At 43.0% G+C, this 20304-nt stretch carries 26 protein-coding genes and 1 pseudogene; 15 read left to right on the top strand and 12 right to left on the bottom strand.

Features of this window, described 5'->3' with window-relative positions:
- Positions 1-3 precede the first annotated feature (3 nt).
- From rnhA to NYG90_RS05805, 4 genes are read right to left on the bottom strand one after another with little or no spacing between them, the layout of a single operon-like run.
- Positions 4-468, bottom strand: coding sequence for a ribonuclease HI (rnhA, locus tag NYG90_RS05820; protein WP_115011470.1), 465 nt, complete (start codon positions 466-468; stop codon positions 4-6).
- Complete coding sequence (locus NYG90_RS05815) at positions 465-2021, bottom strand: tetratricopeptide repeat protein (RefSeq protein ID WP_285264827.1); 1557 nt, start codon at positions 2019-2021, stop codon at positions 465-467. The genes rnhA and NYG90_RS05815 overlap by 4 nt, the downstream gene beginning before the upstream one ends.
- Entirely contained in the window at positions 2014-2208 is a 195-nt protein-coding gene (locus NYG90_RS05810) for a hypothetical protein (protein ID WP_285256725.1), read from the bottom strand. Before NYG90_RS05810 ends, NYG90_RS05815 begins: the two co-directional genes overlap by 8 nt.
- Entirely contained in the window at positions 2195-3085 is an 891-nt protein-coding gene (locus NYG90_RS05805) for a peptidyl-prolyl cis-trans isomerase (RefSeq protein WP_285256726.1), read from the bottom strand. The genes NYG90_RS05810 and NYG90_RS05805 overlap by 14 nt, the downstream gene beginning before the upstream one ends.
- Before the next feature lie 172 nt (positions 3086-3257).
- Here NYG90_RS05805 and NYG90_RS05800 point away from each other — a divergent pair, with 172 nt between their 5' ends.
- Both NYG90_RS05800 and NYG90_RS05795 read left to right on the top strand, forming a co-directional pair.
- Positions 3258-4430 (top strand): MFS transporter, encoded by a 1173-nt coding sequence (locus tag NYG90_RS05800; protein WP_285256727.1) that lies wholly within the window; start codon positions 3258-3260, stop codon positions 4428-4430.
- Positions 4431-4486: 56 nt separating this feature from the next.
- A complete protein-coding gene (locus tag NYG90_RS05795) occupies positions 4487-5146 on the top strand; it encodes a thiol:disulfide interchange protein DsbA/DsbL (RefSeq protein WP_285264826.1) in 660 nt (219 codons plus the stop codon).
- A 1-nt stretch (position 5147) separates the two neighbouring features.
- On the opposite strand, the gene NYG90_RS05790 is transcribed toward NYG90_RS05795, so the two are convergent.
- Complete coding sequence (locus NYG90_RS05790) at positions 5148-5273, bottom strand: hypothetical protein (protein WP_285256902.1); 126 nt, start codon at positions 5271-5273, stop codon at positions 5148-5150.
- Here NYG90_RS05790 and NYG90_RS05785 point away from each other — a divergent pair.
- A complete protein-coding gene (locus tag NYG90_RS05785; protein ID WP_285256894.1) occupies positions 5246-5803 on the top strand; it encodes a disulfide bond formation protein B in 558 nt (185 codons plus the stop codon). The genes NYG90_RS05790 and NYG90_RS05785 overlap by 28 nt on opposite strands.
- Positions 5782-5931, top strand: coding sequence for a hypothetical protein (locus NYG90_RS05780; protein ID WP_285264825.1), 150 nt, complete (start codon positions 5782-5784; stop codon positions 5929-5931). Before NYG90_RS05785 ends, NYG90_RS05780 begins: the two co-directional genes overlap by 22 nt.
- A gap of 54 nt (positions 5932-5985) precedes the next feature.
- Here NYG90_RS05780 and NYG90_RS05775 read toward each other — a convergent pair whose 3' ends face one another.
- The gene (locus tag NYG90_RS05775; RefSeq protein WP_285264824.1) at positions 5986-6594 is read right to left on the bottom strand and encodes a hypothetical protein; all 609 of its coding nucleotides are present in this window, start codon (positions 6592-6594) and stop codon (positions 5986-5988) included.
- A 66-nt stretch (positions 6595-6660) separates the two neighbouring features.
- Here NYG90_RS05775 and NYG90_RS05770 point away from each other — a divergent pair, with 66 nt between their 5' ends.
- From NYG90_RS05770 to NYG90_RS05745, 6 genes are all read left to right on the top strand, one after another.
- The gene (locus NYG90_RS05770) at positions 6661-7056 is read left to right on the top strand and encodes a RidA family protein (RefSeq protein ID WP_285256730.1); all 396 of its coding nucleotides are present in this window, start codon (positions 6661-6663) and stop codon (positions 7054-7056) included.
- A gap of 107 nt (positions 7057-7163) precedes the next feature.
- Positions 7164-7475, top strand: a complete 312-nt coding sequence (gene rplU, locus NYG90_RS05765; protein WP_115011479.1) for a 50S ribosomal protein L21 — start codon at positions 7164-7166, stop codon at positions 7473-7475.
- Between the two features lie 9 nt (positions 7476-7484).
- A complete protein-coding gene (gene rpmA / locus NYG90_RS05760; protein WP_023930407.1) occupies positions 7485-7748 on the top strand; it encodes a 50S ribosomal protein L27 in 264 nt (87 codons plus the stop codon).
- Positions 7749-7827: 79 nt separating this feature from the next.
- Positions 7828-8328, top strand: coding sequence for a DUF2059 domain-containing protein (locus NYG90_RS05755; protein ID WP_150337691.1), 501 nt, complete (start codon positions 7828-7830; stop codon positions 8326-8328).
- Between the two features lie 28 nt (positions 8329-8356).
- Positions 8357-9415: a GTPase ObgE gene (gene obgE, locus NYG90_RS05750; protein WP_285264823.1), complete on the top strand. Its 1059-nt coding sequence runs from the start codon at positions 8357-8359 to the stop codon at positions 9413-9415.
- 368 nt (positions 9416-9783) lie between these two features.
- Positions 9784-9912, top strand: coding sequence for a hypothetical protein (locus NYG90_RS05745; protein WP_285264822.1), 129 nt, complete (start codon positions 9784-9786; stop codon positions 9910-9912).
- A gap of 18 nt (positions 9913-9930) precedes the next feature.
- On the opposite strand, the gene NYG90_RS05740 is transcribed toward NYG90_RS05745, so the two are convergent.
- Positions 9931-11004, bottom strand: a complete 1074-nt coding sequence (locus NYG90_RS05740) for a DUF7488 domain-containing protein (RefSeq protein WP_285256733.1) — start codon at positions 11002-11004, stop codon at positions 9931-9933.
- Positions 11005-11204: 200 nt separating this feature from the next.
- On the opposite strand from NYG90_RS05740, the gene NYG90_RS05735 reads away from it, so the two are divergent.
- The 5 genes from NYG90_RS05735 to NYG90_RS05715 all read left to right on the top strand — a co-directional run bounded on the left by NYG90_RS05735 (position 11205) and on the right by NYG90_RS05715 (position 16876).
- Entirely contained in the window at positions 11205-12650 is a 1446-nt protein-coding gene (locus NYG90_RS05735) for a DNA-binding transcriptional response regulator (protein WP_115011483.1), read from the top strand.
- Between the two features lie 29 nt (positions 12651-12679).
- The gene (locus tag NYG90_RS05730) at positions 12680-13546 is read left to right on the top strand and encodes a polyprenyl synthetase family protein (protein WP_115011484.1); all 867 of its coding nucleotides are present in this window, start codon (positions 12680-12682) and stop codon (positions 13544-13546) included.
- Positions 13543-14319 (top strand): 5'/3'-nucleotidase SurE, encoded by a 777-nt coding sequence (surE, locus tag NYG90_RS05725; protein WP_285256734.1) that lies wholly within the window; start codon positions 13543-13545, stop codon positions 14317-14319. Before NYG90_RS05730 ends, surE begins: the two co-directional genes overlap by 4 nt.
- Positions 14320-14498: 179 nt before the next feature.
- Positions 14499-16703 carry an NADP-dependent isocitrate dehydrogenase gene (locus NYG90_RS05720; RefSeq protein WP_285256735.1) on the top strand — a complete coding sequence of 735 codons (2205 nt, stop codon included), beginning with the start codon at positions 14499-14501 and terminating at the stop codon, positions 16701-16703.
- Positions 16704-16714: 11 nt separating this feature from the next.
- Entirely contained in the window at positions 16715-16876 is a 162-nt protein-coding gene (locus tag NYG90_RS05715) for a hypothetical protein (protein WP_285256736.1), read from the top strand.
- A gap of 81 nt (positions 16877-16957) precedes the next feature.
- On the opposite strand, the gene NYG90_RS05710 is transcribed toward NYG90_RS05715, so the two are convergent.
- The 5 genes and pseudogenes from NYG90_RS05710 to NYG90_RS05690 form a co-directional block, all read right to left on the bottom strand.
- Positions 16958-17152, bottom strand: a complete 195-nt coding sequence (locus tag NYG90_RS05710) for a hypothetical protein (protein WP_285256737.1) — start codon at positions 17150-17152, stop codon at positions 16958-16960.
- Positions 17153-17437: 285 nt separating this feature from the next.
- A pseudogene (locus NYG90_RS05705) lies at positions 17438-17866 on the bottom strand (class I SAM-dependent methyltransferase); the annotation flags it as partial.
- Positions 17867-17869: 3 nt separating this feature from the next.
- Positions 17870-18613, bottom strand: a complete 744-nt coding sequence (locus NYG90_RS05700) for a restriction endonuclease (protein WP_285256738.1) — start codon at positions 18611-18613, stop codon at positions 17870-17872.
- Positions 18606-19238: a hypothetical protein gene (locus tag NYG90_RS05695; protein WP_285256739.1), complete on the bottom strand. Its 633-nt coding sequence runs from the start codon at positions 19236-19238 to the stop codon at positions 18606-18608. Before NYG90_RS05695 ends, NYG90_RS05700 begins: the two co-directional genes overlap by 8 nt.
- The gene (locus NYG90_RS05690; RefSeq protein WP_285256740.1) at positions 19235-20302 is read right to left on the bottom strand and encodes a DNA cytosine methyltransferase; all 1068 of its coding nucleotides are present in this window, start codon (positions 20300-20302) and stop codon (positions 19235-19237) included. The genes NYG90_RS05695 and NYG90_RS05690 overlap by 4 nt, the downstream gene beginning before the upstream one ends.
- Positions 20303-20304: the final 2 nt, after the last annotated feature.

Genomic DNA, 20304 nt, shown 5'->3' with positions numbered 1-20304 from the left:
CTTTTACATATCAAGCAGTGTTTTTGGTGTTTCAATATGCTGTGCTAGGTTTTGTATCTGCTGTGCTTGAGATCGTGCAATTCTATCACATTCTTCATTGAGTAAATCACCATTATGCCCCTTGATCCATTGGGCTTGGATAATGTGCTGCTCTTTTAGGGCGATGTATCGCCGCCATAAATCGGGATTTTTCACTTCGCGGAAGTTTTTGCGTATCCAGCCGGGGAGCCACTCGTTAATGCCTTGTGCGACATATTGGGAGTCTGTGTAGATTTTGATACGGCAGGGCTCTTTTAGCACCTTTAGGGCTTGTAGCACTGCCATAAGCTCCATACGATTGTTTGTCGTATCTGGCTCGCCACCTTGGACAATCTTTTTGATACCTTTATAGAGCAAAATAGCGCAGTAGCCGCCAGCTCCCGGATTGCCAAGTGATGAGCCATCTGCATAGATTGTAAGATCTTTCATAAGTTCTGCCTTTGTGTGTGGTGTTTGATGATTTTATACACGAGATCCATTTCTCCCATTTTCGCGCAAATAGGGCAGCGATAGGAGTCAAATGGGAAGAGATTTTTACAATGATGACATCGATATTCAAAGCTTAATTCACCCCGTTGTGTAGAATGCTCCGCAAGCACGCGCAGCACTTCTAGCTCAAAGATTTCTATGCAAATCCTAGAATCCTTGGCGGGGTTGTTTGGAATTTGGGCGTTGTGGGTAGAAATCCTAGAATCCACTTTTCCTGCCGCCTGCGAGTTGCTATCAAGCACATTTTCTGTTTTTTTGTTCTGCGGCTCGTGTAAAATTTCGGCGTTTTTATCAAGCACGACTTCAGCCTGTTTGCTCTGCGATTTTTCTACATTTTGAGCGTTTGTATCAAAAGTGGATTCTAGGTTTTTTATACTTTTAGCATTGTCCCTAGAATCCACTTTTTGTATTTTTTGGGCGTTGTTGCTTGTGGATTGCCACGCCGACAAGTCGGCTCGCAATGACGATGAAAAAGCTTCATTGCTAGAATCCACTTTTGCACAAGAGCTATTTTCTTTGTCATTGCGAGAAAATCCGCAAGGATTTTCGTGGCAATCCATTTTTTCTTTAGAATCCACTTTGTGCGTTTGTGTGGCATTGTGTGAAAAAGTGGATTCTAGGCTTTGTGTCTTTGTCTGTCTAGAATCCACCGGTGTATAAAATCCTTTGGCGATAAAGACTTGCAAAATATCTGGGCGCGATTTAAGTCTCTCAAATGGCACTTCTGCCTTATCGCATCGCCATAAAATATCTAGGCAAAATGTGATTGTATGGAAGCGCGCAAGCTCCTCCCAAAATCTCTCCCTATCATAGATGAAGAGATATTCTAGCACCAAGCGATTGATCTGCCCACTAGATCGCATAAGGCTTATGATTTCTCTATGCTTTTTATCTAATGGTAGCAAGGAGTCTTGGGAGAGAATCATAAAGTGGAGGTATTGCTTCATCTGCCTTAGCTCTCGCTCTTCTTGGGCATTGAGCTCATCTAAGCATTCAAGCGTATCAAGGGCTGCGCGATATTCTCCCATATTTTCGTGGGCGCGCATTAGATAGCTTAGGATTTGGGTGTTTCTGGGGTGGGTTTTTAGAATCTCAAGAAAGATATTTTTCGCCCTCTGCAAAAAGCCTGCATCAAAATAAGTAATGCCCAAAGATTCTAGGATAATGATTTTTTCCTGTGGATTGCGCGTGGTATCAAGCAGGCTTAGGTAGATTTTGATCGCCATAGCACTATCGCCGGCTTTGGCGTAGGTTTTAGCAAGCAGTAGTAGGGGTGGGGTGGGGTTTTTGGCTAGGTGGAGAAACTCCACTAGCTCATCGCTTAATGCGCTGCCATCGTAGGATTTGGTGAAGTTTTCTAGGGCGATTTGACGCTTTTTAGCGCGGTAGCGATTGCGCCCATAATCTGCAAATACCAAAATCACAATAATGCCCACTAAAATAGTGATCCCAAACAAAGGATCGCGATACATAGTAGCTAGATAATCAAGCATTATAGTCCTTTGTGGTTGGGCTGTCTTGGTGTGTGCAAAAGTGGATTCTAGTGCCTCTAGCATAGATTGCCTCTAGGCGTGTAAAAGTGGATTCTAGTGCTAGCATAGCCACACACTTGCCTATGTCTTTGTGGGCGGACTCTAGCGCGCTAGATAGGATTGCTAAGGCTAGGCTATTTGCGGACATATTCGATATGGGCTTTTTGCTTGATTTTTTCAAAATATTCACTCAAGATTTGCTCTTGGTGGTCTTGGGCGAGCTTTTGGGCGATGAAGTTTTTGGCTTCTTCAAAGCTCATCGCATTTTCACCGCTTTTATCCTGCACCAAAAAGGCGACATAGCTGCCATTACCCGCGTCTAAAATAGGGCTAAACTGCCCTGTTTGTAGCTGGGAAAACATCTGTGCGATTTGCGGATTTAGCATACTTAGTGTGAGAGTTTCGGGGGTTTTTTCTACACCATTTAGGGTTAGGCTTGTGTTGGCTATGGCGCGTTCAAGGAGCTTTGGGTCTTTGGAGCTATAACGGATAGCTTGCACTTTGGTCGCTGTTATAAACTCGCTTTTGTGCGTGTCGTAATACTTGCGCATAGTTTCTTCGCTAGAAGTGCTTGATGATAGCAAGATATTGCGCATAAGCTCGCGCGTTTGGATTTGATCTTTGAGCTTTTGCTTGTAGGATTCTGTGGATATGCCTTGCTGATAGAGAGCTTGGATAAACTGCTGGTAGCTAAGGTTGTTTTGTGCGGCGATAGATTCCATCTCTTGCTCAAGTCGCATATCATCAATGGCGATATTAAGTCGCTTGATTTCTTGGTCTTTGAGTCTTTGGGCGATCAAAATCTCTTGGGCTTTGTCCTTGGAGATGTGCTGCTTGGCACTTAGGCTTTGTATCTCATAGAGCGTGATGGGGTCGTTATTGACCTTTATGGCGATCCCGCCTACTATATTGCTTGGTTGGTTGCTTGCTTGGGGCTTGGGAGAATCTTGTGTATCGCCTAGAGCAAGGCTTACACACATAAGCAAACAAGCCAGCATAGCCTTAGGGTGGAGAGATGATAGCATTGGAATCCTTGTGGGTTTTGTTTGTGGATTCTAGCATATTTTAGATATGGGTTTGTTGTTTTAGCTAGTGGTGTTAGTTTTGGTGCGATTCTCAAACATTTTTAAGTCAAAAATCCCTACAATTTCTCCCCTAAATTTGACTAGATTCTAGGGATTTTGAGAGATCTACAATATGACACACACAAGCACACAAAAGTCTTCATCAAAGGGCATTTTCGCGCTTGCTTTAAGCGCGTTTTGTATGGGGGTTACAGAGTTTATTGTCGCAGGGATTTTGCCTGATATTGCCACACATTTTATGATCTCACAGCCTGTGGCTGGCTGGCTTGTAACCATCTATGCCATTGGCGTGGTGATTGGCGCACCGATTTTGACAATCCCCATAAGCAGCCTTGATCGCAAATATCAGCTTATGCTAAATCTCTCTATCTTTTTGCTAGCAAATCTTATTGTCGCTATAAGTGATCATTTTTATCTCACGCTTTGTGCGCGCTTTGTGGCTGGCTGTATGCACGGCGTGTTTTTTGTCATCGCTACCATTGCTGCGATCAAAATCGCCAAAGAAGGGAAGCAAAACACCGCGCTAGCCCTAATGGTCTCTGGGCTTACGATCGCGCTTGTTACAGGCATACCTTTGGGGACATTTGTGGGGCAGCTCTTTGGCTTTCAGGCGATTTTTTGGCTTATTGCTCTGCTTACAGGTGTGGCGATTGCTAGTGTGTGGGTGCTTATGCCAAATATACAAGGGCAGAGGACCTTTATCCGCAATCTTTTTCGCGCTCTTTGTGTGCCTAAGCTCTTGCGTGCATATATCGTAACTGCCTGCACTTGCGGGGCGAGCTTCGTGCTTTATACTTATATCGCGGAGTTTTTGCTGGTGCTTTCGCGTTTTGATAAGCAGTCTATCGCTTCGATTTTGCTTTTGTATGGTGGGAGTGCGGTCGTGGGGAATCTACTAGGCGGGAAAATCACGGATATAAAAGGCTCTATCATCTCGCTTCGCCTAATGCTTGGCGCGCAGATCATCACTTACGCGCTTATGAGTATTAGCGCGTATTCTCAAGTGTTTGTGCTGATCAATTTATGCGTTATGGGTATGGTGAGCTTCGCTTCTATCGCGCCGCTAAAGTCGCTTGCTATCCTTTCATCGCATAAATATGCTAAGGGCTTTGAAGATAGTGCCATTAGCGTTAATGAAGGCTCGTTTAATGTAGGGATCGCTTGTGCTAGTGCGCTTGGCGGGGCGATTTTCGCGCATTTGGGGATAGAGTTTAATGCCCTGTTTGCCGCGCTTTTCGCGCTCCCGGCACTTGCGATCGTGCTGCTTATGCCTAGGAGCTTGTAGCACTAGATTCTAGGCGGCTAGATTGGCTACAATTACGCTTTGCCAAAGGAGTTTATATGAAAAATGTGGGATACAAGGTATTATCAGGGCTTTTTATATGTGTGCTTAGTGTGAAGCTATTTGGTATAGAGATTAAAGAGGGCACAGATTATGTCGTGCTGAAAAATCCTATCCCCAATGCGGAAAATTCTGTGATTGAGGTATATAGCTATGCGTGTCCATTTTGCTTCAAATACGCCAAAATCCTGCCACAAATCATTGAGAAAATCCCTGAAGGAGTGGAGTTCCGCCCTTATCATTTAGAGCAAAAGGGCGATTACGGCAAGCTAGCAAATGAGCTTTTTGCGGTGCTAATTGCCAAGGACAGGCAAGAAGGCATTAGACTATTTGATAGCAAATCGCTCTTTCACCGCGCGTTGAATGTGTATTTTGAGGAATATCATATCCATAAAAACCGCTGGGGAGATGGCAGAGATCCGCAAAGCTTCCTAGAAACAGGGCTCAAAGCTGCGGGGATTAGCGAGGAGGACTATCGCCAAGCCCTTAGCACACCGGAGGTAAAAAAACTCCTTAAAGATTGGGAGTCAAGCTATGATATAGCTATTATTCAAGGGATCCCGGCATTTGTGGTCAATGGCAAATATCTCATCAAAATCAGTGAGCTAAAATCCCTTGATGATTTAGGGGAGAAAATCACAGAGCTTTTATCGCGCTAGTTTATGTTTGAGTAGGGTAGAGTGAGCTGGCTACATCAAGTCGCGCTATGGTTGCATAAGTGGCAAGCGCGGCGTTTGGGGTGGATTCTACTAGCGGGGGTGAGTTTGGGGCTTGTGGTGTTCTCACACTATGTGCTACAAGTGTATGGCTATATGCGCCCTTGTGAGCAGTGCGTGTATATCCGCTATGCTTTTGTGGTGTTTGCTTGTGGGGCAAGCTTGGTCGCGCTTGCCCCGAGCAGTAGGGTAGCCTTTGGCGTGGGGTATGTGTGTATGCTCTATGCGTGCGTGCGGGGGCTGGCGGCGGCGTGGCAGCTGCATAGAATCCACACAGCTATCCATAGCGATGAGGTGGTGTTTGGCATACGCGGCTGCTCTATGCAAGCACACTTTGACTTTGGGCTGCCGCTAGATCGCTGGCTGCCTTGGTGGTTTGCTCCAAGTGGGGATTGTGGGTTTGATATGCCTATAATCCCAAGTGGCGTGGCACTTAGTGGTTTGCGCAAGGCTTTTGTAGAGCTTTATGCAAATGGGTGGTATCTCTTGCCTAAGTGGGAGATCGGCACGATGGCGCAATGCTGCTTGGTGATCTTTAGCGCACTTTTGGTGATGATTATACTTCTTGCGTGGGGGAGATGGATTGCGCGGGGGAGATGAAAGCACGCAAAGCTAGAATCCACTTTTTGACAGGATCGCCGCGCCGCCGTTGTCGGCTCGCAATGACAGGGGAATGGTTGATTGGGCTCGCGATGACTATAAAAGGGCGTGTCAAACGAGGATTCTAGCGATAGGATCTCTATGGATTGCCCAAATAGCTGCCACGAGATCCACATAAATGCCTATCTTTCAAGCTCGATGACCTCTTGGCTAATATCGTGGATAATGTGCCTTTTCTCCCATTGGCGGTTTTTGTAAATGGGATTGACTCGAGTGGATTCTACGCCGATTTCTTGCGGGATCTCTCCTTTGTGTGAGTGGCTTTGCTTGGGGCTTTTTGTGTCTTTTGGGGCATTGGAGATCTGTCTCTCATAGAGATTTTGAGGCAGAGCTTCTTGCTTTGGCGTGGGTGTTTTGGGCGTGGGCGTTGGGCTAGGGGTGTTGGGCGATTGGGCGCGCTCTTGGCTAGGGGCAGGTGGTATGCTAGATCCTGCTTTAGGGGGGATATTTGGTGCGAGGCTAGGCTGGCTCTCTAGGTCTCTAGGCTCTTTATACACCACACGCTTTATGATATGCCCATTACGCACGATCATAAAGCCTAGGATTTTGTTGCGCTTATAGTCGATGATCTCAACTCTATCTTCATCATAAGTAGAATCTGCCTGCGCCTTTGGGCTAGATTTGCTACTCTCTTTGCCTTCTATGATAGAATCCACCTGCTGCGCTAGCCCCTGCTCACTCACGCCAAACACACATAAACCCCACAGCATAAACACGCGCTTAAAGCCCATCGCTATATCCTTTTTTAAAGTATTATATACTAAACTCACGCAATCTCAATCACGCAAGGATCCCTTATGAAACCAAAGTCTATCCACACGCCAAACGCCCCTCAAGCCATAGGTCCCTACTCACAGGCGATATGTTTTGGGGATTTGATCTTTACTTCTGGCTCTATCGCCTTGCAAGCTAATGGCGAGTTTGTCCAAGGTGGGATCAAAGAGCAAAGCGAGCAAGTTATGCAAAATCTCCAAGCAGTGCTTGAAGCAAGCGGATCCGGGCTTGAATATGTGCTAAAAACCACTTGCTTTTTGGCTGATATGGGGGATTTCGCGGTGTTTAATGAGATCTATGCCAAGGCATTTGGCGCGCATAAGCCCGCGCGCAGCACCATAGCTGTCAAATCCCTGCCAAAAGACGCGCTAGTAGAGGTAGAAGTGATCGCTACTAAAAAAGTGGATTCTAGCTCATAGCCCCCAAAATTAAGCAAAACACAAACATTTTATCGCTACAATCGCGCCCTTGCATACCTATAAGCCTAACAAGGCATAGGTGGCGTATCAAACCACAAGGAAACACGATGTATGCGATTTTGAAGAATGGAGGCAAGCAATACAAGGTAGAGCAAGGGAGCATTATCCTGCTTGATAAACTAAGCCTTGAGCCAAAGTCAAAAATCAGCTTTGAAGAAGTGCTGGCACTGCACGATGGCAAGTCTATCGTAGTAGGCACACCATTTGTCGCAGGCGCGAAGATAGAAGCTGAAGTGATCAACGAAGGTCGCGGGAAAAAGGTCATAACCTTTAAAAAACGCAGAAGAAAAGATAGCAAGACTAAGCGTGGATTCCGCCGAGATTTCACACGCGTGAGAATCACAAGCATTACAAAATAAGGAGCAACAATGGCACACAAGAAAGGTCAAGGAAGCACCCAGAATAACAGAGATTCTGCAGGGAGAAGATTAGGCGTTAAGAAGTTTGGCTCGCAGTTTGTCCGCGCTGGCAATATCATTATCCGCCAAAGGGGGACTAAAGTCCATCCCGGAGATAATGTAGGGATCGGCAAAGACCACACCATTTACGCGCTCATCGATGGGGTCGTGCAATTCTCACAGAAGACCAAAGAGCGCAAGAAAGTCTCTGTTATCCCAGCTGCTAACTCCTAGAATCTAGGAGTGCTCTCCCAACTTTGCTCGCACACTCTACGCGAGTCTATTACCTACATATACGATCCAAGGAGCTTCTATGAAACCCACTTTATCCCTTATCGCTCGCTTTGTATGCGCCCTTTTTCTTATATCTGCGCCACTATATGCCGAGCAAGCAGCCCCTAGCGCGTCATATAAAAAAACCTTTGAGAAGTTCCTAGAAATCTCTCAAAGCAATGCTATGCTAAAAGACATAAGCGATGGTAAAGCCGCAGAGCAGATCATCGCACAAATCACAAAAGGGCAAGATATAACCAAAGCCCAAAAGGACAAAGTTACTCGCATTGTGCGCGATACTTTCTCTAGCATAGCAAAAGATCTAGAGAGCCAAATACTGCTGCTTTATCATAAGTATTACACAGAGCAAGACTTAAACGATCTAATCGCGCTCTATCAAACCCCAGCTGGCAAAAAGTTGGCTAATAATGCAGTGGCGACTCTTAGAGACTCTCAAGAGCTAGCCCAAGCTATGGTGATCCAATATTTCCCCAAAATGGAGTCCCAAATCCACCAAATCCTAGCAGAGTCCAAAAAATAGCTACTTATAAAGTGGCTAAAGGTAGCTGATGTTTATCGATAGTGCGGATATTTTTGTCGCTTCTGGGAATGGCGGTGCTGGAGCGGTGAGCTTTAGGCGAGAGAAGTTTGTCATACAGGGCGGACCTGATGGCGGCGATGGCGGCAAGGGGGGCGATGTTGTCTTATGTGTTGATAACAATGCCGATACGCTCTCAAACTTCCGTGGCAAAAAGCACCACAAAGCCCAGCACGGCGCACCCGGTGGCGCACGCCGCTGCACAGGCAAAAATGGAGCCAATCTCATCATCAAAGTCCCGCTAGGCACACAAGTTTTCAACTATGAGAGCGGAGAGCTGCTCGCAGACTTAGACTCTCCTAGCAAAGAAGTGCTACTGCTTAAAGGTGGCAAGGGTGGGCTAGGCAACTCTCGCTTCAAAAATGCGAGCAATCAAGCTCCAACCTACGCGCAAAAAGGCTTACCCGGTGCTTCACTACACTTGCGCCTAGAGCTAAAGCTCATCGCTGATGTAGGGCTTGTAGGCTATCCAAATGCTGGGAAGTCTAGCCTTATCTCCACGCTCTCTAATGCTAGACCAGAAGTAGCAAACTATGAATTTACAACCCTTACCCCGCATTTAGGCGTGGTGGAAGTCGATGAGCTGCGCTCTTTTGTGATGGCAGATATTCCGGGGATTATCGATGGAGCGAGCCAAGGGAAGGGGCTTGGGCTGGAGTTTTTGAAGCATATTGAGCGCACGAAGTTTTTGCTCTTTGTGCTAGATGGGCTAAAAGACCCAAGCACACAGTATAGCCACTTGGCAAAAGAGCTTGCAAGCTTTAGCGCAGATCTTAGCACGCGTCCATTTGGGATTATTATTAGCAAAATTGATGTCGCGCAAGATCTCTTTAGCAAGTTTGCTGCTTTGCTAGGATCGTTTGCGCAGCCAATCCCGCAGGATTTAGATATATCTAAGCCTATACTCCTAGAATCTAACGGGGCGGATTTGCCGCATTTGCCGCACTTCATCTTAGGCGTCTCTTCTGTGGCGCATACCAATATCAAGTCGCTTACATTTCTGCTCCATAAAGCACTGCAAGACATTTGACCTACCCTAGAATCCACTTTTTGTAATCCTACCGCCGCGACTCTCTTAATTTTTTAGGTTTTAATTTTCAAGCTTATTTTCCGTCATTGCGAGCGGTGCGCCAACACGGCGCGGCAAAGCGTAGCTTCTTTAGTAATCCATAAAAGACACAATAAAAAGTGGATTCTAGTATGGATTGCCACGCTCGTTTCACTCGCTCGCAATGACAATAAAACGCGATATGTAAAAAATGGATTCTAGTAAAGGTTATTTTGCTAGCGCAAAATTATAAATCATCTCGTTACACTCGCTTACGATGATGGAAAAAGGGGGAGTAAGGCTTACGATGATGAGTTTGGGCTTACTCTCTAGAATCCACTTTTGTAAAAGTGGATTCTAGGGTTGCTATTTGGGGTGCTTGGGATTCTGGGCTTATGTGCTATGGACCGCCCCTTGCTAGCGCAAGAAGTGCAAAGCTTGCGATGCTAAAGAGTATTGAGAGCATTGCTAGAATCTAGCTTAAGATTCTAGGCTTTCTAGCGCAGAGGAGATCGCAAGAAAATCTCCACGCCATCGTGTAGCAAGAGTAGCTCGACTTGCCCTCTTAGCCCTGCTTGAGAAAATAGCTGGCGGAAATGCCAAAAATCGCTGTCTTTTTTAATGGGTGTTTTGTCAATCCAAATAAACTTATCCCCCACACTAAGCTGCGATAGCGTAAAGGGCAGGGGCTTGCCAATTGAGCGGATCACGAAGTCTTTGTCGATTATCACGCCATAGCGTTCAAAAAATGTATCCCGCAAGATCCCACCACCATATCGCCTATCTACTTGCACAGCGGCTTCAAGCACTCTGCCATTGCGCACAAACTTGACTTGTGCCTTTGACCTAGGCTCAAGATCAGCGACAAGCCATTCAAAATCTGCAAGCGAGGTGATCGCGTGTCCATTTATGGATAGGATTCTATCTTTTGGCAAAAGGGGCTTGTGTGGGAAAAAGACATCGACTTGCTCGATGATCACGCCCTTTGGGTGCTGATCGCGCACACTTTGGATATTTGCACTAACTCGCACGCCAATATCTCCATACTGCCCTCCCTTGGGGCTTAAGAATCTATCGATGAGAATTTTTGGGATAAAGTATTGCCCATAGGCACTAATGCCATAGCTTTGATAGCAAATGGTGCTAATCACAGAATCCTTGGGCAAAGTGGTGCTAAATTTGCCTAGATCAAATATGCCTTTTTCAAAGTTTGTGATACTGCCGGCGATAGCTTGTGTGGCATTGACTCCAGCAAGTGGGAGTGTATGGGCAAATGTATCAAGTGGCTTTAGGCGGTAGCTTTTAGCTAGCTTGCCAGAGAAGAGATATAGCCCTGTGAAAGGGTCGTGCTTGATAATGCGTGAAGAGCGTAGCGGACTTGGCGAAAAGGCGATGAGATGGGGCTTATTTTGATACAAGACAGAATAGATTCTAGTAGAATCCACCACGCTAGTTGCTTGCTTATAGTAGGCTCTGCAAGCGGAATAGTCAAGCCCATAAGCCCCGCTATATATAAATCCAAGAAGCAAGGAGACTATGGGGATAGTGCGCAAAGATAGAGATGTTTTCATAAGCTCAACTTTATATATTTTGGGGATTTGGGTAATTATAGCAGAGAAAGTGCGTAAAGCTTGCAGTGTGGTGATTTATGTCGATTTTGTCCCAATTGTCCATAAGAAGCAAGGGCTATCTATAATTATTTTGCTATAATTGATCGCATTGATCAATTACCATAGTGATATTTGGTGCTTATGTTTGTAGGAGAGAGTGTATGCTGACAGGGAAGCTGATTGTTATTGATGAAGCAGCGCAAAAGGGCAAGATAGAGCAGGATTTAAATCAACGGGTATATGACTTTGACTTCTCGGTGTGGGATGCGGATTCTGGGGAGATGGCTGTGGGCGAGGAGGTGGAGTTTGAGGTAGAAATGCGTATAGTAACACGCGCGAAAATCAAGCCAAAGCCCATAGATCCTGATGAAATCCCTATGACAAAGCTACCAAATGTGTGTATTGAAGAATTTTTTGCCAGGGAAAATGAAATTCTACTTGAGTATAAAGACTTTGTAGAAGGGCATTTGAGTTTAGATTTTTTGCGTATGAGACGCTTTTTGCTCACGGCTTATAATGATTTGTGTGAAATGGATAATCTTGTCGAAAACGAAGATTTACGCAAGGCAAAAAATGAGATAAACTACCTATGGAAAGAGTTTGAAAACTATGTCAAAAAGGCGCAATACACCCCAGCCTATGCCTTTGAAAAAATCTTTCTCTCCAAGCAAGCAGAATACATCAAAGTAGAAAAAGACATAGAAGCCACACAGCTAGCCCTAAACAATGCCAAAGCACAATGCCAAGTGCTAGGCAACAATCTTGATGCAAGCGAAAAGCGTTTGCAGCGTATGGCAAATAGCTCTGGGCGTGGCGGGCAAGAATATTTACGCTTTGAAAAAGAAGTCAAAATGATGCGTAGGACCTATGTCGATCTTATCCAGTTTATCGCCACGCGCCAAGAGTGGCTTGCACACGAGAGAGAGAGACTCAAAAAGTTTAGAGAAGTGCATTTTCAAGAGTTTGTCGATGTTTATGCGCCGATGTTGCGCGATATTAAAAACCGCTTTGTAGGGCTGCTAAATTCTAAGGCTTATGATTTGGATTCTGAGCTATGGGATCGCGCGAAAAAGTCTCAAATCGTGCGCAAGTTTTTCCGTGATGCGCGTATAGAAGGAGGCTTCTCATCAAAAACTTTTCTTCGCTATTTTCTCCGCGGACTTGATAAAAATAAAGCCTCTCCAAAGACAAAGGAGCTTTTTAGCCTACTAAAATATCTAGAAGAAGTAAGTCATAAAAATGTGCTTGTGCTGCGCAGCTCCGCGGTCAATGCGCTGAAATATAAAGAAGTTATTGAAAAGATAGATTCTACTCTCACAGTTAGCGTGGATAAAAACCCCATAAGTGCGCTAAAGCTCCTTGCTACTACACAGCAAGATATTGTCGTGCTTGATGAGCAAATCGGTGAGATGAGTGCGCTAGACTTTATCCAAAACACCAAGCAGCTCCCGCAAAAAGAGCCGGCAAAGCCTGTTGTCTTTTGTCTTGTTGTGGCAAAAATGCCTGATTATGAAACAGCAGAAGAGGCTAGGCGACTTGGTGTGCAGTATTTTATCCCAGAGCAGAATATGGACGCGCTTTTTGACTCTGTGCGGATGGCATTGTAGAATCCACTTTTATACCATTAAGGAGCATAATGCAATATCAGCAGAGTATGAAAGAATTTGAGCAATTTTTGCAAGCAAGCGCACCGCAAATCCCTAGCTTCCACCCATATTTTGCCACGGCTTTTTGGGAGATGCTTTTGTATGGGGGCAAGCGTTTCCGCCCAAATCTTTTGCTAGCTGTTGTCTCTGGGCTACGCCCCATAATGACAAAAAACGCCTTTTTGCCTGCGCTGGCGTTAGAGTGCTTGCATACTTACTCACTTATCCACGATGATCTGCCCTGTATGGATAATGCCTCTTTGCGCAGGGGTAAGCCCACGCTACATACTACTTATGATGAAGTGAGCGCGACCCTTGTGGGCGATGGGCTAAATACTTATGCATTCTATCTACTAAGCTGCGCAAAGCTAGATCCTAGCGTGCAAATCCAGCTTGTAAAAGAGCTTGCTTATGCTGGTGGGATAGGCGGTATGGTGATTGGGCAGGCACTTGATTGCCATTTTGAAAATCAAGCCCTGCCGCTAGAGCAGCTCCAAGAAATCCATAGCAACAAAACCGCCAAACTCATCGCTGCAAGCCTAAAGATGGGTGCCATCATCGCAAATGCCGCGGACCCACTCACACAGGATTTATGGGACTTTGGCTTGCGACTTGGGCTGTTTTTCCAAATACGAGATGATGTCATTGATGCGGTGCAAGAAGCAGCCCAAGCAGGTAAGCCCACGCGCAATGATGGGCAGAAAAACAGCTATGTAAATCTGCTAGGACTAGCACAGGCTAAAGAGCTTTTGCAAGCAGAATCTAGCGCATTAGCTACAAGCATAGAAGCGTTCCCCAAGCCCATAGCTAAGAATCTCTCAATGCTTTTGGGGGATTATTTTAAGGAGATTGTATGAAAGAGATTTTAATCACCAATGATGATGGCTTTGATGCGGCTGGGATTCTAGCTCTAAAGGAAGCCCTTAGCCCGCTTGGGCGGGTGTGTGTAGTCGCTCCTGCTAGGGAGAAATCTGCGTGCGGACACGGACTTAGTATCACAAAGCCTCTCTCCCTTATCTCTGTGGGTAAAGATTCTTACAAGCTTGATGATGGCACGCCGGCAGATTGTATCTATCTTGCATATAACACACTCTATAAAGAGCAAAATCGCAAACCGGACTTAATTGTCTCTGGGATCAATATCGGCTGCAATATGGGCGAAGATGTTACCTACTCTGGCACGGCTGCAGGGGCTATGGAGGGCGCGATTCTAGGGGTGCCTAGTATGGCGATTTCACAGCTACTTAAAAAAGAGAGTGATAGGAAGTGTGATTTTAGTCTTGCAAAAAAAGTGGCATTTGACCTAGCGCAAAAGATTTTGACACATAATCCCCTACCTAAGCGCAAATTTCTTAATGTCAATATCCCCATCGCCACAGAATCTAAAGGCTACAAGATCACAGAGCTAGGCGTGCGGCTCTATGGCAACGATGTCGCCAAAGCACGCAATCCACGCAATGAAGAGTATTATTGGCTAGGCACGCACGAGCTTGAGTGGGAGGAGCGCAGTGAGCGGGCAAGCGATTTCAGCGCGGTGATGAGTGGCTATGTCTCTATCACGCCAATTACTGTAGATATGACAAGCTATGATGATTTGGATATGCTAACTAAATGGATAGATAGATTCTAGTGTGAGCCTAGAATCCACCGCTTTGGCTATGCTTGCTTATGTCGCCGCTATTTTTATGCTACCTAATTTACCTAGACATATTGTAAAAAGGTTAAAAATTTTATACTTTGTAGCAATGTATGTAAAGGTTTTTGCTATACTAAACCATTCCGCAATCATTTCACCACAAAGGACACACGATGAAAATCACTTACACACTCACAGATGAGTCTCCAGCCCTAGCGACCTACTCGTTTTTGCCCATTGCAAAGGCATTTTTAAACCACGCAGATATTCAAGTAGAGACTTCAGACATTTCTCTAAGTGCTAGAATCTTAGCTCAATTCCCCGAGAATCTCGCCCCAAATCAACGCGTAGAAGATGCTTTAAGCAAACTCGGTGAGCTTGTCAAAACCCCTAGTGCAAATCTCATCAAAACCCCAAATATCTCCGCTTCAATCCCTCAGCTTAAAAACGCCATAAAAGAGCTTCAAGCAAAGGGCTACAATGTGCCAAATTTCCCTGATGAACCAAGCAATGAGCAAGAAAAAGCAGTGAAAGAGAAATACCAAAAAGTGCTAGGATCAGCAGTCAATCCTGTTTTAAGGCAGGGTAATTCTGATCGCCGCAGCACCAATGCTGTAAAATCCTACGCACAGAAAAACCCTTACCGAGTAACGCCTTTTGACAAAAACTCAAAAAGCTGTGTCAGCTATATGAAAGAGGGCGATTTCTTTGATAATGAAAAGGCGGTGTTGATAGAATCTCCCACAACAGCAAAGATTATCTTCAAAGATTCTAGCGGGCAAAAGGTGCTAAAAGATGGGCTAAAACTAGAAGCAAATGAGATTTTGGACGCCACCTTTATGGACGCACAAAAGCTAAGCGAGTTTTACGCAGCCCAGATTGAATCCTGCAAAAAGCAAGACATTCTATTTTCCTTGCATTTAAAAGCTACGATGATGAAGGTAAGCGATCCTATCCTTTTTGGCTATGCGGTGAAGGCGTATTTTAAAGAGCTTTTTGCGGAGTTTAAAGATGAGCTAGAATCTTTAGGTGTAAATGCCAATAATGGCGTGAGTGAATTGCTCACAAAGATAGAATCTAGCCCTAAAAAAGCGGAGATTCTAGCTAAATACAATGAGATTTTAGAAAAAAGTGCCAAAATCTCTATGGTAAATTCTGACAAAGGCATTACTAATTTACATATCCCAAGCGATGTAATTGTAGATGCCTCTATGCCTGCTATGCTGAAAAATGGCGCGAGATTATGGGACAAAGATGGCAAGGAATGCGATGCAAATGCGGTAATCCCTGATAAGACTTATGCGACTATTTATGAAGCTGTGATTGAAGACTTAAAGGCTAATGGAGTGCTGAATCCTGCTACGCTAGGCAGTGTCAGCAATGTGGGCTTAATGGCGAAAAAAGCCCAAGAGTATGGCTCACACGATAAAACCTTTGTAGCCCCAAGTGATGGCGAGTTTATCATTGTGGATTCTAGCGATAGGGTGCTGCTTGCTCATAGCGTGAAAAAGGGCGATATTTATCGTGCTAATCAAGCCAAATTTGATGCGGTGCAAAACTGGATTGATTTAGGCATTGAAAGGGCGGATTTAACAGGGGATAAGGCGATTTTCTGGCTTGATGAAAAAAGGGCTAGTAATAAAATTATGATTGATTTAGTCAAAAAGAGATTGCAGGAATTAGGCAAAGACATAGCTATTTTAGCCCCAAAAGAAGCGTGTTTGGAATCCCTGCAACTTATCCGTGCTGGGAAAAATGCCATCTCTATCACAGGCAATGTTTTGCGTGATTATTTGACCGATCTTTTCCCAATTTTGGAGCTTGGCACAAGTGCGAAAATGCTCTCCGTCGTGCCTATGCTAAATGGTGGGGCGATGTTTGAGACAGGGGCTGGTGGCAGTGCGCCAAAGCAAGTAGAGCAGCTTGTGGAGGAAAATCACTTGCGTTGGGATAGCTTGGGCGAGTTTCTAGCCCTGCAAGCAAGCCTAGAATTTTACGCGCAAAAGCAAAATAGCCCTAAGGCAAAGGTGCTAGCAGACGCGCTAGATGTGGCGACTTCACAATGGCTTGATAACAACAAAGCCCCTTCACGCAAAGTGGGCGAAGATGACAACCGCACAAGTCATTTTTACTTGGCGATGTATTTTGCTAGAGCGTTGGCAAATCAAAGCACAGATTCTAGCATTGCAGCATTCTTTACGCCTATTGCTAATGAGCTAGAATCTAAGCAAGATTCTATTAGAGCAGAGTTTAACTCCGCTCAAGGTGTAAAAGTAGATCTAGGTGGATATTATAAATTTGATGATAGCAAGGCTGAAAGCGTTATGCGACCAAGCAAGAGCTTTAATGCGGTGATTGAAAGGATTGCTACAACATAATCTATGGGGCTTTGGTCCCCATAAATCCAGCTTCTTCTAGCTATTTTGGGCTATCCCTGTCTTTGTGGATTCTAGATATTTGGCAAAATACTAGCTATGTTACAATGGATTTGGTGTGGTTTGAAAAAATGCTGACAATGCTTAATGACACAGCAGAGCGTTATTATCGATAGGCTATTGTGGGATTGTAGAATCTATTACTAGAAGTGGGTAAGGTAGCTTTATAGAGCTTTTGTAGAGGGGCAGGATAGGCTTTACTCATCGGGTGATAAACGATAGAAAAATGGAATAGTGTATTGTGTGTTTTCTTGTATGCTCTGGCATTGCGTTTTTATGCAGGCTTTAGCTTTGTGAAGCACATTTGTGATATGTGGAGCAAACTCACTTTTGGGCTTATCAAATGTGAGAGAGTGAATCTCGCAAGTGTCAGCTTGGAGCATAAAGCTCACATCTAGATTTTCTTCCTTGCCAAGTTGCAGGAGTTTTTTTAAGATAGGTATTGTGCTTATTGATACACGCTTGCAGGGCTTTGTCAAAAGGAGCTAGGCTTGAGTTGGTGGTGATTTTGTGTGAATCTTTTGCTAAGTCTTTAAAGTCTATCAGCAAATACACCAACAAAAAAAAGCCAAAGCAGTGTGGCAATAACGCCATAAATCAGTGCAAATTTTTTCATCACAAACCTTTTGTCGCTTGAATATAGTGGATTCTAACATAAATCTTTCATAGCGAAGAATCTACAAACCTAGAGACCTCAAAGCATTAAAGCTAGAATCTAGCATTACATTTTCTAAACTTCTTTGTGAAAAGAGAAACCTCCCATCACACACAAATCCAAGCTCCTGCCAATCTATGTCATTTAGCTTATCGCATAAGTTTTGTAGCATTATAGAATCCACTTTAAACTTTGGAAAAATCGCTAGAATAGATCCATCATAGGCTTTGCAAGGGTGTAAGAAAAATGGCTTTTTATTGCGTGTTTTGGTATTGACATAAATGCGAGGCATTTCACTTTTATGATAATCTCTGCCCCACTCCCACCAATTTATCTTATTAAACTTTTTGATTTTTCTCTGCAATAATTGCGTTTTAAAGCTCTGTAAATATGCACAATCCCTGCCATACTCGCCATATATCATTTTCTTTGTTTTACCACTTTTGCAAGTATTTTATAGCAATGCCAAGCAAGGCGGTTTTTCTTTCAATAACCACTTAAAATAATTTTGTTCTATATTAAACACACTCTGTCCTTCCATCTGTTGCCTTGTAATCCAATTTAAATCATCACTAGGGATATTTGAAATATCCACAAAGGCAACCTGTCCATTAAAAATATCAAAATGTATGACTAGAGTTTGTATATTGTTTTCTATAAAATTCCTTTTTGCTTCACGCACTTTGTGTTCTTTAATATCGTTAATCCCTTGGAATCCACTTTGCATTTCTATTCTTATATTTTGTATTTGTAAATCGGCTTTAGGCGTTCTTTTAAATGTTTCTAATGAAGAAAAATCATCTTCACCAATATGCAAAATCTGCGATATGTCAGTATTAAAAATATCACAAATTGCTTCTTTAAAATATTCGCAAATTAAAAATCCACGCAAATAGCTAAAATATACTTCTTCTTTTCGTCTGCCTTGATTATTTAATTTTTCTAAAATATCATTATTTTTCATTAGATTAAAAGCATTAAAAAGATTATTTTGCAAAAAAGATTCTATATTGCAAGGCTTGTAGTAAATTTCATTTATGCGTTTAAAAATCTCACAAAGTCTGCTATTTAAAGAATCTATATAAGCAAAATCAATACGAGGCTTTATATCCTTTGCACTCAAAAATTCTTTAAAATGTTGCTGGGAACTGAATCCTAAACTATGTCGGTATTGTTTAAAGTCATTTGTGTTAAACATTTTGATTTCCTAAAAATAATGTTTTTATTTCATTGGCAATTTTATCTTTTTTAAGACATTCTTTATTATCAATTTTTACTATTTTTCTTTCTTCAAAATCTATACAATGTAATAGACTATAATCTGTATTGCCATTTTCTCTATTATATGGGGCTATGCAACACATTTTTGATTGATGAAATACTCCGTTAGATAAAACAATAAAATATTGTTGATTGATGAGTAAGGGGTGGGAATGTTTGAATTCTATAATATCTCCAAATTGAACTTGAAATGTTTGTTTGGATTTTTTATTTTGTAAAATAACATATTGGCAAAAGTGTTCAGCTACTAAGTCTATTTTGGTATCACCATATTTTAATTGTTGTAGTTGTATTTGAAAATCACTTAAATCATTTGCAATAATGTTTGCGTTTAGAATGATTGTTAGCTGGTCTATCATTATTTCATTTTCATCTGGGAGTTTAAAGTTTTTATGAGATGGATATTCTTTATCTCTTTTATCCTTTGTTGTTTTGGGGAATGCAAGACAATAATTTTTACTTTCATAAACTACCGCATAAGGTCTTTTCTTTTGTTGTTCGTGTCCTTTTCCATATAGATTTTTTGCTTGTATTTCTTTCATTTCCCACCCTTAAAATAATCCTTTATCGCTTTAGCTAATGCCATACTTACAAGTGGTGGCACAGCATTTCCTATTTGAAGCTTTTTATCACTTGAATTGCCGCAAAATATATAATCATCTGGAAAGCTTTGTAGTCTTGCTCCCTCTCTAATGCTTAACGCTCTAGAATCTCGTGGGTGGATACATCTTGAGCTGCTTGGTGTGGCAAAGTTTCTTGTGATTGTAGGGGCTGGTTTTTTCCACCACATTTTTGCATAGGTATTTGTGTAGCCTGATTTTGGTCGCACACTCAAAGGTAAATCATCTTTGCACTGCCCATCTTGCAATAGCTGCATAATTTGTATGAGATTTGCGTTATTTTTAGGGCTTTCGTGTTCGCTTAAGATTTTACTTTTTCTCACAAAATGTAAAAAATCATTACACGCTTCATATCTGTATCCTAAATGATTCCCATTTTCTCCGCTTTTAATAGGTGGTAAGTCATCAATGGCTTGTTCTAACGAAACAAAATTTTTATGCGTAGCTTGTGGGAATATAAAATTTTTATCAAACTCCCGCCTTATCCCAACTACAATAACCCTTTGTCTTATTTGAGGCACACCAAAATCCGCTGCATTGAGTATTTTGTAATAAATTTTATAACCCAACTTTTCAAAATTTTCACAGATATAAGAAAAAAGCTCTCCCTTTTGCATAGATAAAAGCCCCACTACATTTTCAAAAATAAAGGCTTTTGGTGTGAGAGATTTTAACACTCGCAAATATTCTCTAAATAAATTCGCCCTTGTATCCATTTGCCTTTTTCCAAGTGTGGAGTAGCTTTGACAAGGGGGACCACCAAGCAAAATATCTATGTTTCCAAATTCTTTTAATTTGGCATTATTAAGCTTACTTATATCTTTGCAAATTGTTTGAGTATAAGGGTGATTTTCCTGATAACTTGCAATCGCATTTTTATCAATATCACAAGCTACAACAAGCTCAAAATACTCATCTTTTGCAAAGCCATAGCTAAGCCCACCCGCTCCGCAAAAAATATCACAAACACTTGCCTTTCTATTCATTC

The sequence above is a fragment of the Helicobacter zhangjianzhongii genome, assembly GCF_030249855.1.
GTDB classification, from domain to species: Bacteria; Campylobacterota; Campylobacteria; order Campylobacterales; family Helicobacteraceae; genus Helicobacter_B; species Helicobacter_B zhangjianzhongii.
Note: the sequence above shows the minus strand (reverse complement) of the source record. Positions and strands in the feature narration are given on the sequence as shown.